Source organism: Flectobacillus sp. (genome assembly GCF_049240685.1).
Lineage (GTDB): Bacteria > Bacteroidota > Bacteroidia > Cytophagales > Spirosomataceae > Flectobacillus.
The window spans coordinates 57,371-74,324 of sequence record NZ_JBMLSD010000437.1 but is presented as its reverse complement, the minus strand read 5'-3'; the positions used below and the strand labels follow the sequence as shown (position 1 = coordinate 74,324).

Here is a 16,954-nt window from a genome sequence, read left to right as displayed (position 1 = left end):
CATAGGCCCTAGGCAAAAGGTCTTTATCATTTCATAAAAAACGCTCTTCTTTCTTTAGCTTACGGCTTAATGCCTAAAGCCTACTGCCTGAAGGCACAATTACTCATTTATACAAAAATCACTCTTTCTCAAAACTTGTTTTTGCCAAGTAGGCCTTCTGACTTATTTCCATAATTAATTCATCGAGCTCATTCGCAGAGGTAATGATATGCTCAAAAAACATTTGTTTCTCTATCTCTGGCATCGACTTATTGTGTTCAAACATTTGGATAATACCCATGATTCGAGCTAAAGGTGCTCGTACTAAATGAGACTGTATCCAAGCGATTTCGCTAAGATTCTTGTTTTGTAACTCAATCGACTCGACGTATTTCAATTTTTCTGTAATATCATTTGCCAACACAATCCTTGCTTTTCGTCCTTTGTAGGTGATGGGGTTTGCTAGAATTTCTACCAAAATAATTTCCCCATTCTTTTTTAGGTGTTTAAATACACCCAAGCCAAAATACGGATTTACGAGACGTATTTGATTTAGGTCTTCGAGCAGGGCTGGTATTTCCTCGGCAGGTCGAATATCAAATATTTTCATGGATAAAAACTCAGAACGGTTGTAGCCATAATGTTTGATAGCTGCCAAATTGACATCCATAAATTCAAGCGTTTCCAAATCAAACACCCACATAGGTTGCGGACTAAGGTCAAAAAGCTCATTGTATCGTTGTTCTGATTCGAGCAGCTCTTGTCTTTTTTTCCTTCGCTCGATACAGTAAACTATACTTTTATAAAGTGTTGTTGGTCTCAAATCATCTTTGATTAGGTAATCATCTACCCCGAAGGATATAGATTTTACGCTAAAGCTTATATCAGAGTTTCCAGAAAGAATAATCACGGGAGTATCTTTAGAAATCGCCAAAACGGATTCGATTAAACTTTGCCCATTTTTATCAGGAAGAGATAAATCGAGCAAAATCATATCAAATTTTACTTCAGGTTCTAGCAAAAAAACTTGAGCCTGTTTAAAAGTCTGACAATGAACAACTTGAGGCTCTCGAATCGTATCAATAAGATAATCATTGATGAGAATAAAATCTCCCATATTATCCTCAATCACTAGTATTTTGTAGGGAAATGCGTCTCTATGCATAATGATTGGGAGAAAGTTGAACCAGTGACAACCAATAACTTTCAATTTGATTAACTGCTTTTTGAAATGATTTCACATCTACAGGTTTGGTGATATAACAATTGACATAATTTTCGTACGCCAAATGGATATCTTTGGGCGTAGAGGAAGTCGTAAACATCACCACCGGAATATGTTTGAGGCGCTCTGAGTTTTTGATAAATCTCAGCACTTCATGTCCATTTTTTTTGGGAATATTGATATCCAGAAGAATAAAGTCAGGTTCTGTGACGTGGGTAAATCTGCCCTGTTTTACCAAAAAATCTATGGCATCTTTCCCATTTCTCACAACACTTAATTGAGCTACATGAGTAGAGTGCTCAAATGCCTCCGTGGTGAGCAAAATATCCCCTTCATTATCTTCAACTAATAAGATGTGTCCTTTTTTCATAGTTCCTGTGTGAGTTATTATTTTTTCACTGAGAAGTAGAACGTACTTCCTTGATTTTCAACAGATGTTACCCAAACCTTTCCTCCCAACATTTCGACAATCTTCTTCACAATCGCCAAACCGATTCCTGTACCAGGGTATTCTTCGCGCGTGTGAAGGCGTTGAAAAATCACGAATATCGTTTGGAAATACTCTTCCTCTATTCCGATGCCATTATCCTGTACTGAAAAAATCCAGTGTGTCAATGTTTCACTTGAAGCAATATTTATAACAGGATTTGTATCAAGTTTTCGATATTTTAGTGCATTACTAATCAAATTTTGAAAGACCTGTTCTACCCGTATTTTACTCGAAAAAATAACTGGTAAAGGTGAGATATTAATTACGGCCTCATTTACGATGATATCATTTTGTAAAATACTGAGCACATGATTAATGACCTCTTCAACCTCAACCAATTGTTTCTTTTCCTCAATCCGACCCACACGGGAAAAGTCGAGTAAATCTAAGATAATTTGACGCATACGCTTGGCTCCATCAATGGCATACCAAATATACTGTTTGCCCCTTTCATCAAGAATAGCTTCGTATTTATGTTCTATTTGTGACAAGAAACTCGTAATCATTCGTAAGGGTTCTTGCAAATCGTGCGAAGCCACATAGGCAAATTGTTCGAGTTCGGTATTAGATACTTCTAGTTGTTTGACATAGGCTTCAAGTTCCAAATTCAATTTTTTGAGTTCTAGTTCTTGTTGTTTTTGAATAGTAACATCGCGACCAATCCCCAATAGCCCTATTACATCTCCCTTTTCATTTTTTACAGGTACTTTGCTAGACTCTAGCCATAAATCTGGCTTTCCTGGCTTTTGGTGTAGCTGCCCATAATTAAGCACAGATTCTCCTGATTGTAAAATATGGATATCATGGTCGAATCCTATTTTACCTAGTTCGCCTTCAAATAATTCTAAATCTGTTTTTCCTAAGACCTCATGCTCGCTTTGGGCTCCCAAAAATTGATAATCTACACGATTACTAATTACTTTTCGGGCTTGTTTATCTTTAAAATAAACGGTTTCTGGCAAATTATCAATCAAGGTACGGAGTAAATTACGCTCTTCACTTAGTTGCTGATGTGCTATTTTTTGTTCGGTGATATCGCGTGCATAAATACTCATGATACCCTTGGCAGGAAAGCAACGAATTTCAACCCACTTTCCGATAGGCTCATAGAATGACTCAAAGGTAACTGGGACGGAGTTTTTCTGAGCATATTCTAAGTTTATAAAAATATTCGTTTCTATGCTTTCTTTAAAAACATCCCAGATCACCTTTCCAACGATTTGCTCTTTGGTAATGCCAGTCAGTTTGGTGGCTTGAGCATTCCAGTAAGTCACCACCCACTCTTGATTTAACATCAGAAAGGTATCTCCAGTGGTTTCAAGAATTTGATTTTTTTCATCAATTGCCTCTTGCAAGGCCAATTCAATAATTTTGGTGCTATTGATATCTTGAATACTTCCATAAATTCTCTCACACTTTCCATCTATAAAATCGGTCTCACCAATAACACGAACCCAACTTTCTGTACCATTGGGTAATAAAATAATAAATTCGTCGTCCCAATGTTCACCCGTCTTAATAGCCCTATTGATATAAAAAGAGGCTTTGTTTCGATGTTCTCCTTTTTGGTAGGCTTCGACGAGGGCATCGACGGAGGTTAATTTGAAGTCATCTTGTGAATACCCAAAAATATCTTGGATAGTATCGGCAACAAAGATTGTTTGTGAACGAAAATTTATTTCCCAACTCACAATTTTGGATAACAAATTGGTACGGTGCAATAATTGCTGATATTTTCGTTCTTGGGTAATATTGCGCCCTATGGCCAACAAATGTCGGCCATCAATTCGTACTGACGAGCGCCAAGCAATATTTAATACCTCGCCAGATTTTGTCACATAGCGATTTTCGAAGGCATATACATTCGAAAAACCCTTATTTGCTTGAAAGGCGGAAAGCGTAGAAGTCTGATCATCTCTATAGATAAATTCATAGAATTTTTTACTTAATAGTTCAAGTTCGTCATAACCTAATAATTCACAAAAGGCTGGATTGACGGTTTTGAAATAGCCATCAAGCCCCAATACACAAATGATGTCGGGAGCGTATTCAAAAATTTGTTTTAATTCTTGCTCTACTTGTTTTCTTTCAATTTCATAAATCAACAAATCCCCCAATTTTTTGAACCAATCTAACTCTAGTTCAGACATTTGCTCTTTGGTAGTTCCTAAGCTTAATACACCCCAAAGGCCTTTGGCTGTTTGCATTACGATACCAACTACTTTGAAACCCGAAAGCCGAACCGTTGCCCAAATGTCTTGTTTCGAAACAAATGCCTGCATGGCAAAATCAGCACCCAACTTTGAATCGGAGAAGATATAATTTTCTTGATTCCCAAATCTTGTAATTTCATGATTATAGCTATTAAGCCATAGCTCTACTTTATCCAAACCAAAATCCTTCACAATCATATTGCTCAATTCGCAGAGGATAAAATCTAAATTTTGAGATTGCCTAAATAAGGTTCGAACTTTTTCTTTAAACGCTTTTCTCGATTCCTCCGTTTTAAAGACTGTAATATCTCGTCCCAAGGCTAGCCATTGTAGCAAATTTCCCGACTGGTCATAAATAGGACTAACCGAGATATTCACCCAAAAAGTCTCTCCTGACTTTTTATAGAGTAAAAAAGAAAGCCTAGCTTTATTATGGTTTTTTAAAGACTCCTTCAAATACACCAACTGTTCCAAATCAGTTGCCGGCCCCACTAGGAAATCGGGGGTATTGCCCAAAACCTCATCTAGCTTATAGCCTGTGAGCCGACAAAATGCCTGATTGGCAAAAAGAATCTTTGGTTCTAAACCCTCAGCGCTAGCTTTATCGAGTATCAGGATAATATCTGTGGTGTGAGCTACCATGGTTTCAAAAAGCTCTGGCAAATAGATACTCCCTTTTTCGGCTAGCGTGATTACATGTAGGATATATGCTGTTTGATTTTCTTCAAAATAACTATTTTGTATTTCAATATCGATATTATCTAGCAATACTTGGGTAGTATGCGTACCCTTGGTAAGTACCACGTTTTTTAACGAAGCTAATGCCTGACCAAAGTATTCTTTATGTTTTATGAACAGTAAATGAAGGTTATCAAAGGACTGTCGATAAATTTGGTCTTTAGATATTCCTCCCGTAAAGTTCAAATATGCCATATTCAACTCTTCGACTACAAAGTTATTTTGCTCAAGTCTGAAAAGTAGATAGGGTTTTGATATGTGCTTGATAATATCCAACATTTGCTGTCAATTTTAGTAAAATCATCAAATCCCGCATCAAATAACTTCGATGCAGTTAAATAATATCGTTGAATATACTTAGACAGTTGTTTATTAAAAGCAAAATAGAATAATATTACCTACTTTAAAAATGATTTCTGATAGATTTTTTATTATAATTTTATTAGACTGACAAGTCCCTACACTTTTACCAAGCACAATGACCAAGCAACTTACTTTTATTTTGTACTAAGTATGAATGCTGAATTATGAGTTAGAACTGTACGAAGGCTTTTATTTTGTTCAAATGCGTTCTTATCGTTAGCATTTTGCATTAGAAGCAATTTTATGATAATACAATACCTAAACCTTTAGTATAAATATTGAATGACGGAAGTGCAGGGTTCTTTTTTGTAAAAAATAAAGGTATTTTTCTTTATTTCCGAAATCCCAAATAGTGTAGAATCCTTCGTACGCTTCTAACTCTCAAATCGCCATTCAAACTCAAGTGCGATAATATCATACAATCTCTTGTAAAAATATAGGACTTTTTAAAGGCTTATTAGAACTAATTTTGATTTTCTACTGATATCAAAATGCTTCATAATAGCTCAAAAAGAATGTTTGAGGCTTTTTGGAAGAATTGACACAAATTACGTTTTCATGAAATATTATCATTATACTTGGTTATTACTTGCCCTTATTCCTTTTACAACAATGGCTCAGCTGGTCGATAAAACCCCTGCTCCTGTACCAGTTGTACCTACAGTTTATCAAACTCAGCCTTATGAAGACCCTCTCGTAAGCGGTATCAATCGAGAGCCTTCGCGAGCCACTGCCTATTCTTATACAACAATCGAAGACGCCCTCCAAAAGCCTCGTGAGCAAAGCGGGCGCTATATGTCACTCAATGGTGACTGGGATTTTGCATTTGCCCTCAAACCTGGCGATGAACCACAAGATTTTTATCAACAAAAAGTACAAGGTTGGAAAAAAATACCTGTACCTTCTTCTTGGGAAATGCAAGGCTATGACAAGCCTATTTATAAAAGTGCCGTATATCCTTTCCGCCCTGTCAACCCACCTTTTGTACCCAAAGACTATAATGGCGTAGGCTGCTATCAGCGAAGCTTTACGATTCCTGATTCTTGGAAAGGACAAACGATTAACCTACATTTTGGTGGCGTAAGCTCGGCATATAAAGTGTGGCTCAATGGCAAGTTTGTAGGCTATGCCGAAGATTCTTTTCTTTCTTCAGAGTTCAATATTACCCCATACCTGAAAGAAGGAGAAAATACCATTTCGGTTTGGGTAATCCGCTGGAGTGATGGTTCTTTCTTGGAAGACCAAGACCAATGGCGAATGAGTGGTATTCACCGCGAAGTCTTCCTACACGCCGAACCAAGCCTTCGTATTGCCGATTTCTTTTATCAAACCAAGTTAGGAAAAGATGCGCAAGAAGCTCTTTTTAGCTTACGTCCTCGAATTGATAATTTTACAGGTAAACCTATTTCGAAAAAGACGCTCATCAAAGCTCAACTTTATGATAAAAAGAATGCGCCTTTATGGACTGCCCCGCTTTCTTGTACCGTCGAAAGTATTGTCAATGAAGTATATCCACGTTTGGACAATGCCAAATTTGGGATATTGGAAAGTAAAGTCAACCAACCTCATTTATGGAGCGACGAAGACCCTTATCTTTATACTTTGGTAATGTCGCTAGAAGATAGCTCAGGAGCGGTCTTGGAAGCCAAAAGCTGTAAAGTTGGTTTTCGTTCCATTGATTTTTCTCCTAAAAATAGTAAGCTTCTTATCAACGGTCGTGAGACTTATCTGTATGGCGTAAACCGTCCAGACCACCATCCGACCAAAGGGAAAGCTTTGTCGAGAGAAGATATATTAGCTGATATTCAGACTATTAAGAAATTTAATTTCAATTGCATTCGTGCTAGCCACTATCCCAGCGACCCATATCTTTATGAACTTTGTGATGAATATGGCATTTTTGTCATTGACGAAGCAAACCTCGAAACACATGGTTTGGGTGGTAAGCTCAGCAATGACCCTGCTTGGACAAGCGCTTATTTGGAGCGTAGCAACCGCATGGCAATGCGCGACAAGAATCACCCTTCTATTATTTTTTGGAGTTTAGGAAACGAAGCGGGTCGTGGACCAAACCATGCAGCCATGGCAGCTTGGTTGCATGATTTCGATATTACTCGCCCAGTACATTATGAGCCAGCCATGGGAAGCCCCAAGTTGGAGGGATATATGGATCCAAAAGACCCTCGCTATCTCAAACCCAACGACCACTCGCATCGTACCCAAAATCCACTCGACCAATACTATGTAGACATGGTCAGTCGTATGTACCCCGGTATTTATACGCCTGAGCTTTTGGCAAATCAACCCAATGGTGATAAGCGTCCGATTTTCTTTTGTGAATATGCCCACGCCATGGGAAATAGTGCAGGTAATTTGCAGGAGTTTTGGGAAGTTTTCCGTAAGACTCCTCGTGTGATTGGGGGTTGTATTTGGGAGTTTAAAGACCAAGGATTAGTAAAAACAGATTCTTCGGGTAAGCCTTATTATGCCTACGGCGGCGATTTTGGAGAAAAATACTTTGATAATTTTACTATAAAAGGCGTAGTAAACGCCGATGGAAGTCCAAAGTCGGCCATGTTTGAGGCCAAAAGAGTGTTTCAGGGTATTGAAGTTACTTGGAGTAATTTGGAAGAAAAACAAATTCAAATTCTCAATCGTCATGCTCATCGTAATGCTTCCTACTATGATATGCAATTGCAAGTTTTTGAAGAAGGTAGTTTGATAAAAACTTTAGCATTACCAAAGTTAAATCTGGAGGCAGGAGCTTCTTCACAAATGAATATTGCCTCGTTTTTACCTGTATTAAAATCTAATTCAGAATATCATATTCAAATTTCCTTCTTATTGCCAGAAACTCAGCCTTGGGCTGAGAAAGGTTTTGTTATTGCTAGTAATCAATTGGAAATTAAGGCAAAAATTAAAGAAACTGTTTCGTTAAAATCATCTTTAAAAGTGGAAGATGAGCAAAAACAGATTATTGTTTCTGATAAAAACTTTAAACTTAGTTTTTCAAAAGAATCTGGCTCTTTGAGCTCGTATTTGTTGAATGGAAAAGAGCAGATTTTCGCCCCGCTCCTCCCCCATTTCTCTCGTCCGTTAACCGACAATGACCGTCGTGGTTGGAAACCACAACGCAAAATGAAAGAATGGTATAATGTTCAATTAAAGGTAAAAGAAATAAAAACCGAAAAATCGGATAAAGGTGTTTTGGTCAAAACCGATTATAGCCTAGTGGGCGATAGCGCAAATGTCACAATCCAATATCTCATTAATTCTCAAGGAGTTGTAAAAGTAACTTATCATTTTTTACCAAAATTCAAACTTCCCAACCTCCCTAAAGTGGGTATGCAAATGGGAATACGTCGTGAGTTTGAGCAAATTACATGGTTTGGACGTGGGCCAATGGAAAACTATACCGACAAACGCCAAGGAATGGATGTGGGTATCTATTCACAAGCTATTCAGGAGTTTATGGAAAACTATGTGGTACCTCAAGAAAATGGTAATCGTACCGATGTTCGCTGGATGTTTTTGGGCAATCAACAACAAACAGGTCTGTTGGTAGTGGCCGATAGCCTACTGAGCATGAGCGCTTGGCCTTATACTGAAGCCAATATTCAAAACGCCAAACATACCTACAAGCTACAAGATGCAGGCTATATTACGCTTAATATAGACCTTGTGCAAATGGGTGTAGGTGGCAACGATTCGTGGAGCGAGGTGGCCGCACCATTAGAACAGCATCAGATTCCTGCCAAAAATTATAGCTATTCATTTTACCTAAAACCCATGAATTTGGGTAAAGAAAGAGTTACGAATCTAAAAAGAAAAATCGTTTTTTAGGGAAATTGATCGCAGGCATTAGGCAAAAGGGCTTTATCCTTTATTTCTGTAGCTTTCGGCAATACATAGAATGTTCCAAAGCAATTTGTCTAATGCCCGACAACTTAAATCTTGTAGCGACCAAGCATTTGATTAAAACTTTCGGCACGAACAAAATGCTGTTTCTTTTTATTGACCTGTATGACCTCCAAAAAGCCCAAATCGACTAAAGTTTTTAAATCGGTACGAGCTGTAAAATCAGAAACATTGAATCTACTTTCAATTTCTTTGATGGTCATAATTCGGTCGGCATCGTCATAAACCAATTTTAGAATTTGTGCCATACGGTCGTTTACCGAAGGTATTTTCATAAACTTAGCTGCTTGGAAAACCTCTTTTTGTTTTCTGTTGATATATTCTTTCAGAGCAGCATAGGCTTTTTCCATTGTTTTGAAATGATAGGTGATAAAATAGCTCAAATCATTTTCGTCTATTTCTGTATATAAATAGGCTTTTTCGTACTGCGCTTTTGAATCTTTGATAATTCTAGAAATAGAGAGGTATTCTGTCAACCAATAGCCCTTTTTAAGCATATACCAATAAAACAAAGCACGAGCCGTTCGACCATTGCCATCGCTAAAGGGGTGTATCCAACCCACCATAAAATGAATAATACAGCCTTTAATAATTGGATGAATAAAATCTTCGCCATCGTTATTAAAAAAATCGCACAAAGCTTGTATTAGTACTTCCAATTCGGCGTGAGGCGGGGGCGTATGCACAACTTCACTAGCAAAATGATTGACTACATGAATTTCGTCATTTTCACGAAATTGCCCCTCTTCTATCCTATCTTCTAGTGTTTTATTTGCCACAAGCTGATGAATAGCAAGCATTTTAGCTGGCGTAAGTTCCTCATTTTTTGCCTGAACAATATGTTTCATCGTAATGAAATTGTTCATAATCATTTGCTCTGATTTATTCTGAGGACGCCTTTCTTGTTGAATCATCTCTTTGGCACGTTTGCGCGTTGTACTCGCACCTTCCATTTGGCTACTCGATATGGCTTCCTCCATGATTGAACTAATCACAAATTTGGTTTTGTCGGTCTCTGCAATACCGATATTACTCCCCAAATTGCCTCCCAAATGCATATCAAATTGATGTAGCGTCCTTTGCATGTAATCTGTAATCACATACTTAAAACGATACTTTCCAAATTGGACTGTCGTGCTTCTGAGGTTTCTATGCAATTTTACCGCTGCCCATAATGCTTGAGGACTATGATGCTTATCACGGTATTTTATTTTATCCCAATACAGATATTCGTCTTGAATTTTTCGTAAAGTTCCATCCTGCCAATATGCTTCCATCAAAGCAATGGTTTCAGGATTGGTTAGATATGTAGGAGGCGATTCTATCATTTTTCAAGAATAGAAAAAATACGAATGTAATGTTGCTACGCAGCTTTTCTTTTTTTCTATAAACAAAAATACTAAAAATTGCGAGATTATCGGATAATCTCGCAATTTTTAGTATTCAAATAATACTGATGCTAGTTTTGCCTTATCGATTCTATCTCCTACCACGAAAAATCTCGAAAGTTGGGTCGGCTTGTCAACGGAGAAAATGACCATGGTATGGAGCTTAATATCAATAAAAGTGCAATGCCAAACCAAAAGAGCATAGCGCTAAACTTCTGATAATCTTCTTCTTGCTTTCTGACTTTCGAAAAACCAATCGTCAAGACTACAACCGCTGAAATCATGACAGTAATATGCTCCATTCCAAAAAAGCGAATTTGTCGCTCATGAACTGCCTTTCCAAAATTATTCCAGAAATAACTTACAATCGGGCTAATAGCATACAATACTACGCCGACAGTTAGTTGAATATGTGCCGAAATCAAAGTCAATAAGCTTAGTTGTTGGTCTTTTTTAGAAAACAATCTATGTCCTTTTTTACCCCAAAAAGCTCTACTGATACTCAACACCAACGTAAGCAAAACAACCCATCTCCAAAACGAATGAAAAGCTAATAAAAACGAATAAAACATATTTATAAAGTCTTAAATCTCTTAATAAAGTACAAATTTCTAAGAAAAATATTGAACATAACTAATAAGAATCAGGGATTCTTCCCAGATATATCAGTATATCCATTTGCTAGATTAAAAATGCTGGATTATCTTTGTCCAGAAAATTTAGACCAAAATTTTGAAGAAACAATACAACATAGCGGCCTTGTTACTAGCTATCCTTCTGTTTATCAGGATGATGGCCGTGCCATTGGTATATGTTGATTATAATCTTCGTAAAGACTATATTGTCCAAAATCTTTGTGAAAATCGTTTTAGACCAGATTTACACTGTAATGGTAAATGTTATTTGGCTAAACGAGTAGCCGCAGCAGACCAAAAAGAAACTTCAGAAAAAGGAATGGCTTTTGCCAGAATTCTCCTTGAAATTCCTTGTATTGTACCTTCCATCAATCATGATTTAGTACTAGAAAATGATATTATTGAGATAAAAAAGAAATGCTCTTTTCCTATCTACAACAATAATTACTCCTCTATTTATTTCAATTTTCTCCTTAAACCACCAACTGTGGCTTAACCCCTCATTTTCTTGGATTTTCGATAGTACTGCATAGCATCCATCTATGGAGTAACAATACTGTATGAAGGATTTTCTGCTATTTCAGATTTGGGATTGCGGATTTCGGAAAGAAGGTTTAATACCTTTATTTTTTTAAGAAATGTAAAAGATTACACTTCCGAAATCCAACTTCCGATATCCGAAATAAACGGTATCTGTTTTCGGAAAAATATGCCCCTCGTGCTATTGATTTCTCCAAATAAAAATCAGGTAAGATAAAATCCTACCTGATTAAACTTTCCATTTTCATACCGAGACATTCTATTGCTTTGGCTGTAATGCCAGCAAAAAAGCCTTATCGTGCCTCAAGTACTTTTTTCCAATTTTAAAGTTAAAACATTATTATGTATTTTTTACGTATCCTGTCGGTTATGCTATTGAGCACAATCGCCTTCATCTCTAATGCCCAAATTACAGGGAAAGTATTTGACAGTGTTACTCATGAGCCTTTAATCGGCGCCAATATTGAAGCCAATGGTGCTGGTGCAGTTACAAATCAACAAGGTCAGTTTAGTCTAAAAAACACACCAGCAAGCATCACTATTTCTTTTGTTGGTTATAAAAAAACAACGATTTCCACGGCTAATCAAAAGACTATCTCAGTGTCATTAGAGCAAGAAACCCATGATTTACAACAAGTTATAGTCACCGCCAACCGTGAGGCAGGTTTACGTACTGAAGCACCGATTGCTATTAGTAAACTAACTCCCAAGCAAATAGAAGAGGCAAAACCTACGGCTATTTATGAAGTGGTAAACAAAACGCCAGGCGTTTTGATGGTAAACTTAGGCAACGAACAGCACTCCATGTCGATTCGCCAGCCTATGACTACCAACGCCTACTATTTGTACATGGAAGATGGCGTTCCTATTCGTCCAATGGGTGTGTTTAATCATAACTCTTTGTTGGAAATGAACCAGTTTACGGTAAGCTCAATCGAAGTGGTAAAAGGCCCTGTATCTTCTATTTATGGACCAGAGGCTGTTGGTGGAGCAGTAAACTTTATATCTCAAAGACCTACGGCAGTACCTACTGCACGCGCTGGTATTCAATTTGACCAATGGGGTTTCCGTCGAGTACAATACGGTGCTGGCGCAACCATCGGTAAACTCGGTGTATATGTAGGAGGATTAGTGTCAGACCAAACTAATGCTTGGATGGCTAGCTCAGACTATACTAAAAATGCCCAATACGCTCGTTTAGAATACCAAATCACTCCAAAAGCTCGCTTGATTTATACCTTATCGTATGCCAAATACAACTCACAAACAAGTGGTAGTGTCGACAGCGTAGCGTTCTATAATCGTCAATATGTTAGTACCACGGATTTTACGTATCGTAAAGCGTACTCTTTACGTACTAGATTAACTTTTGAAAAGGATTGGGCAAAAGGTTCTCAAACCTATGTAACCGTTTTTGCGAGAGATAATGAACATGGTCAAAATCCAAGCTACGGTATTCGTTGGACTTCGGGAGCAACTACCGCAAGAGGCGAAATCAACTCAAACAATTTTAGAAGTTTGGGTTTGATTACACAACATACTCAGAAATTTAATTTTCTAAATTCAAAACTAATCGCGGGAGCGAGCATCGACTACTCTCCTAATGATTACTGGTCATATCAAATCGACTTAGCGGCGAAATTAAGAGCTGATGGAAAATCAGTAGAGAAATATACCATTACAAAGGAGCGTCCAGATATTAAAATTGCAGATTATAACGCAAAAATCTATAATACAGCGGCTTACTTACAATATGATTTTGAGCCAATCCAAAAATTGCATGTATCAGCAGGTTTGCGTTATGACAATATGACTTTTGATTACGTAAACAATTTGGACATCGATAAAACCACAGGATTAGGTATTGGAGGTGGCAAAACTTACACCAACGTAACGCCAAAATTAGGATTAACTTATGACCTTGGCAATAGTAAAGGTGTTTACTTCAATTACTCACAAGGCTTTGCTCCTTCTGGGTTGACGGCTATTTTCCGCAAAAGACCAACCCCTGCCGCAAACGGAGATTTGTTTTATTATAACTTGATTCCTGCCACATTTACCAATACTGAAATTGGAGGTTGGGCTTCGTTGTTCAAAAACAAAGTGTACCTCGACGCGTCGATTTATCAAATGGACGGTCGTAACGAATTGTTAAATATTCGCCAACCAGACAACTCTACGGATTATCAGGCAGCAGGTAAAACCGAACATAAAGGAATAGAATTGGGTATCACCTATCGCCCAAGCCAAGAATTATCTGTTCGTGGTGGTGGAACTTACTCAATGCACCGCTTTATTGAGTTTATTTTGAGTCAGAGAGCCACCGATGCCATCAAAGATGTAAATGGCAAAGATATGCCTTCGGCTCCTCGCTGGATGTGGAACACCGAAGTGAGCTACTATCCTACATGGTTTAAGGGCTTAAGAACAGCTTTAGAATGGCAACACGTAGGTCAATGGTATCAAAACCAAATCAATACTGTGACTTATGGAGGATATGATTTGGTCAATTTCCGTATTGGTTATCGTTGGAAAGGCTTTGAGGTATTCACCAATATCATGAATGCCACAGACGCACTTTATGCCACAAACGCTACGAGAGGTAACGCTTCTACCGACCGCACTACCTTCACTCCTGCTGCACCACGCACTTTTGTGATGGGTATTCAATACAGTTTTATAGGAAAATAATTTATAAAGAGTTTGGTTGCAGCTTGATATGCTGTAACTAAACTCTTTTCATCTTAAAAGTATCACAATTAGCAACTATGGATATTGAGGATAAAAACACAAAAAGTCAAAAGATGGGTTTCAAAAAATGGGTTCAACGAAATATGTATCGTTGGCATCGAATTATTGGAATTATTGCGCTAGTGCCAACGATATTTTGGACAGCTTCAGGCGTAATGCACCCATTTATGTCACATTGGTTTAAAACCAAAATTGCCAATGAATTTTACAAAGCAGAAACTGTAAAGAAAACTGATGTCAAACTAAGCGCTGGACAAGTTTTAACACAAAACCAAATCACTTCATTCAAGAATATTCGTTTTGCTAAGTTTAATCAACAAAGCTATTATCAAGTCAAAGACACCAAAGGTAACTTACAGTATTTCAATACAATAGATGGAAAACCTTTACCAAATGGTGATGTATTATTTGCTGAGCATATTGCTCGTTTTATGTTGGCGGACTCAACAAGTAAAATTACCAACATAGAAAAACTTACAGAGTTTACCGAAGAATACCCTTACGTAAACCGAATTTTACCTGCTTACAAAGTATCCTTTGATAGACCTGATAAAATGGATCTTTATGTGGAAACAGAACAAAGCCGTTTCATCGTTTTCAACGACACTAAAAGAAAAGTTTTTATCAAAATCTTTGATATATTCCATAATTGGGATTTTCTGAATGCAATTAGTAACAATACCATCCGAATCATTGTGATGATTATTTTTTTAACAATCATCATTGCCTCAGCTATCGGAGGACTAGTGATTTATGGCTTTATGTGGGGAAAATTCAAACCTGCGAAAAAAGAAAATCAAGTAAGTGTTTTCAAAAAATATCACCGTTCTATCGGACTTTGGACTAGTTTTGTCACTTTTACTTTCGCCTTTTCAGGAATTTATCATGCAACTAGGAAATTTACCCCTGATGAAAGACTAAAATATATTAGCGAACCAGTTATTCAAACTCAAGCAATAGCCCAAGATTCATTGGTAAACCTAAAAGGCGTTAGCAATATCTCTTTAGTAAAAATGAATGAACAACTTTATTGGCAACTCATCAAAAAGAACTGGGAGACTAAAGAAACGAGCTTCGAATATCTTACTGTCAATGAGCACAAACCGTTAAAGGATGGTTATAAAGTCTATGCAGAATACCTTGCCAATCAATTCTCGAATCGAGAAGCAAAAGGTGGAGAAGAATGCTGTGAAATGATGGACAACAAATCGTCTATGTCAGTAAGCGAGGCTGATTTGAAGGAGGTTAAAATCATCACTAAATTTGCGGGAGAATACGGCTTTGTCAATAAAAGATTACCTGTTGTTAAATTAGCTTACAACACTCCTGAGCATACAACTTATTATATTGAGCCTGCCACCAATCGTTTAGCAGCCAAAGTGACCGATGCCGACCGTCGTGAGGGATTTTCGTTTGCATTCTTGCACAAATACAATGGTTTAGAAAGTCTAGGGAAAGATATCAGAGATGGCGTTATGACTTTCGCAGCCTTTGGGGTATTGGTGGTAAGTATTTTTGGTCTTGCCATTTTTATCAAAACTAAATAATTTTCGTTCATCGGCTGTCAGATAACTGATAGCCGATTTTAAGGAACATCAACAATCATGCGTATTTATCGAAATATTTATAGTGTTCACAAATGGTTTGGCTTAGTAACTGGGATTTTCCTATTACTCCTAGGCGTAAGTGGCTCAATATTAGTCTTCAAAGATGAACTAGAACACTTCCTCGACCATACCTCTACGAAGGTAGTTCCTACAGGAAAACCCCTTTCATTAGATAGCCTCTATCAGGTAATTGTCAAAGAATATCCTCGATTAGATGGTGCCTCATGGATAAACCCTGTGGCGGCTCCTGATGAGTCATACAAGTTTCGTTTATATCTCAACGATGCCAAATTGATGACCTATGATTTGGGTGGCTTGAATATCAACCAATACACAGGACAAATCATCCGAACAGGGCGAAGTGACACTTTTGTGACAGGGTTGATGGATTGGCTATTTCAATTCCATTTCTCTTTCCATTTAGGAATGCCTGGCGCGGCGCTAACTGCCATTATGGGGATTTGTATGCTCATTTCGATAATTACGGGATTGATTGTTTACCGAAAATTTATTTGGAAAGTACTTACTTTTAAAGTGCAAATCAAAACCAAAAACTGGCGTACCATTTCTTCTGATTTACATAGAATTGTCGGCGTTTGGGCGTTACTTTTCAATATAGTGGTTTTTTTCACAGGCTTTTGGATGAATTTATTTGCTTTTGAAACAGACAAATGGGCAGTAGAAAAAGAATTAGCTTCTCCCAATACACTTGCAAAAGCTTCAATCGACAAAATGTATCAGGAAGCCAGACTAAAAATGCCAGATTTAGTGCCGAATTATGTCTATTTCCCAACCCAAGCAGAAAAGAAATTCAATGTTCGAGGAAATATCGCGGGGCAAAACGCCTTGTTTGCAGGAGGGAATTTTGTCAAATTTGACGCTCAAACAGGAGCGTTTAGCAGTATGGGACGATTTGAAGAAATGGCATTTTGGGACAAAGTCGAAGCCCTGTTTTATCCGCTCCATGTAGGTAACTACGGAGGTATTTTACTCAAAATACTTTATGTTATTTTAGGACTCAGCCCTGCCCTATTGTCAATTACAGGCTTTTTGTTGTGGTGGAGAAAGGTGAAAAAATGATTAGCTTTATTTTCGAAAACCATCGAA

10 protein-coding genes are annotated in these 16,954 nt (G+C 37.5%); 5 read left to right on the top strand and 5 right to left on the bottom strand.

Annotated features, from left to right (window positions below):
- Positions 1–118 precede the first annotated feature (118 nt).
- Genes ACOVQ4_RS20225 through ACOVQ4_RS20215 form a run of 3 tightly spaced genes read right to left on the bottom strand, consistent with a single transcriptional unit; the run spans position 119 to position 4,924 of the window.
- On the bottom strand, positions 119–1,144 hold the full coding sequence (locus ACOVQ4_RS20225; RefSeq protein ID WP_421822416.1) for a PAS domain S-box protein: 1,026 nt from the start codon (positions 1,142–1,144) through the stop codon (positions 119–121).
- Positions 1,137–1,574: a response regulator gene (locus ACOVQ4_RS20220; protein ID WP_421822415.1), complete on the bottom strand. Its 438-nt coding sequence runs from the start codon at positions 1,572–1,574 to the stop codon at positions 1,137–1,139. The genes ACOVQ4_RS20225 and ACOVQ4_RS20220 overlap by 8 nt, the downstream gene beginning before the upstream one ends.
- 17 nt (positions 1,575–1,591) lie before the next feature.
- Positions 1,592–4,924, bottom strand: coding sequence for a PAS domain S-box protein (locus ACOVQ4_RS20215; RefSeq protein ID WP_421822414.1), 3,333 nt, complete (start codon positions 4,922–4,924; stop codon positions 1,592–1,594).
- A gap of 642 nt (positions 4,925–5,566) precedes the next feature.
- Between ACOVQ4_RS20215 and ACOVQ4_RS20210 the strand changes: the two genes are divergently transcribed.
- Positions 5,567–8,851 carry a glycoside hydrolase family 2 TIM barrel-domain containing protein gene (locus ACOVQ4_RS20210; protein ID WP_421822413.1) on the top strand — a complete coding sequence of 1,095 codons (3,285 nt, stop codon included), beginning with the start codon at positions 5,567–5,569 and terminating at the stop codon, positions 8,849–8,851.
- A 104-nt stretch (positions 8,852–8,955) separates the two neighbouring features.
- Here the strand turns inward: ACOVQ4_RS20210 and ACOVQ4_RS20205 are convergent, their stop codons facing one another.
- A complete protein-coding gene (locus ACOVQ4_RS20205; RefSeq protein ID WP_421822412.1) occupies positions 8,956–10,254 on the bottom strand; it encodes a Fic family protein in 1,299 nt (432 codons plus the stop codon).
- 158 nt (positions 10,255–10,412) lie between these two features.
- Complete coding sequence (locus ACOVQ4_RS20200) at positions 10,413–10,886, bottom strand: hypothetical protein (protein WP_421822411.1); 474 nt, start codon at positions 10,884–10,886, stop codon at positions 10,413–10,415.
- A gap of 160 nt (positions 10,887–11,046) precedes the next feature.
- Between ACOVQ4_RS20200 and ACOVQ4_RS20195 the strand changes: the two genes are divergently transcribed.
- The 4 genes from ACOVQ4_RS20195 to ACOVQ4_RS20180 all read left to right on the top strand — a co-directional run bounded on the left by ACOVQ4_RS20195 (position 11,047) and on the right by ACOVQ4_RS20180 (position 16,927).
- Positions 11,047–11,445 carry a hypothetical protein gene (locus tag ACOVQ4_RS20195; protein ID WP_166577724.1) on the top strand — a complete coding sequence of 133 codons (399 nt, stop codon included), beginning with the start codon at positions 11,047–11,049 and terminating at the stop codon, positions 11,443–11,445.
- Between the two features lie 386 nt (positions 11,446–11,831).
- A complete protein-coding gene (locus ACOVQ4_RS20190; RefSeq protein ID WP_421822410.1) occupies positions 11,832–14,180 on the top strand; it encodes a TonB-dependent receptor in 2,349 nt (782 codons plus the stop codon).
- Between the two features lie 113 nt (positions 14,181–14,293).
- A complete protein-coding gene (locus tag ACOVQ4_RS20185) occupies positions 14,294–15,787 on the top strand; it encodes a PepSY domain-containing protein (RefSeq protein ID WP_421822409.1) in 1,494 nt (497 codons plus the stop codon).
- A 57-nt stretch (positions 15,788–15,844) separates the two neighbouring features.
- On the top strand, positions 15,845–16,927 hold the full coding sequence (locus ACOVQ4_RS20180) for a PepSY-associated TM helix domain-containing protein (RefSeq protein WP_421822408.1): 1,083 nt from the start codon (positions 15,845–15,847) through the stop codon (positions 16,925–16,927).
- Positions 16,928–16,954 lie beyond the last annotated feature (27 nt).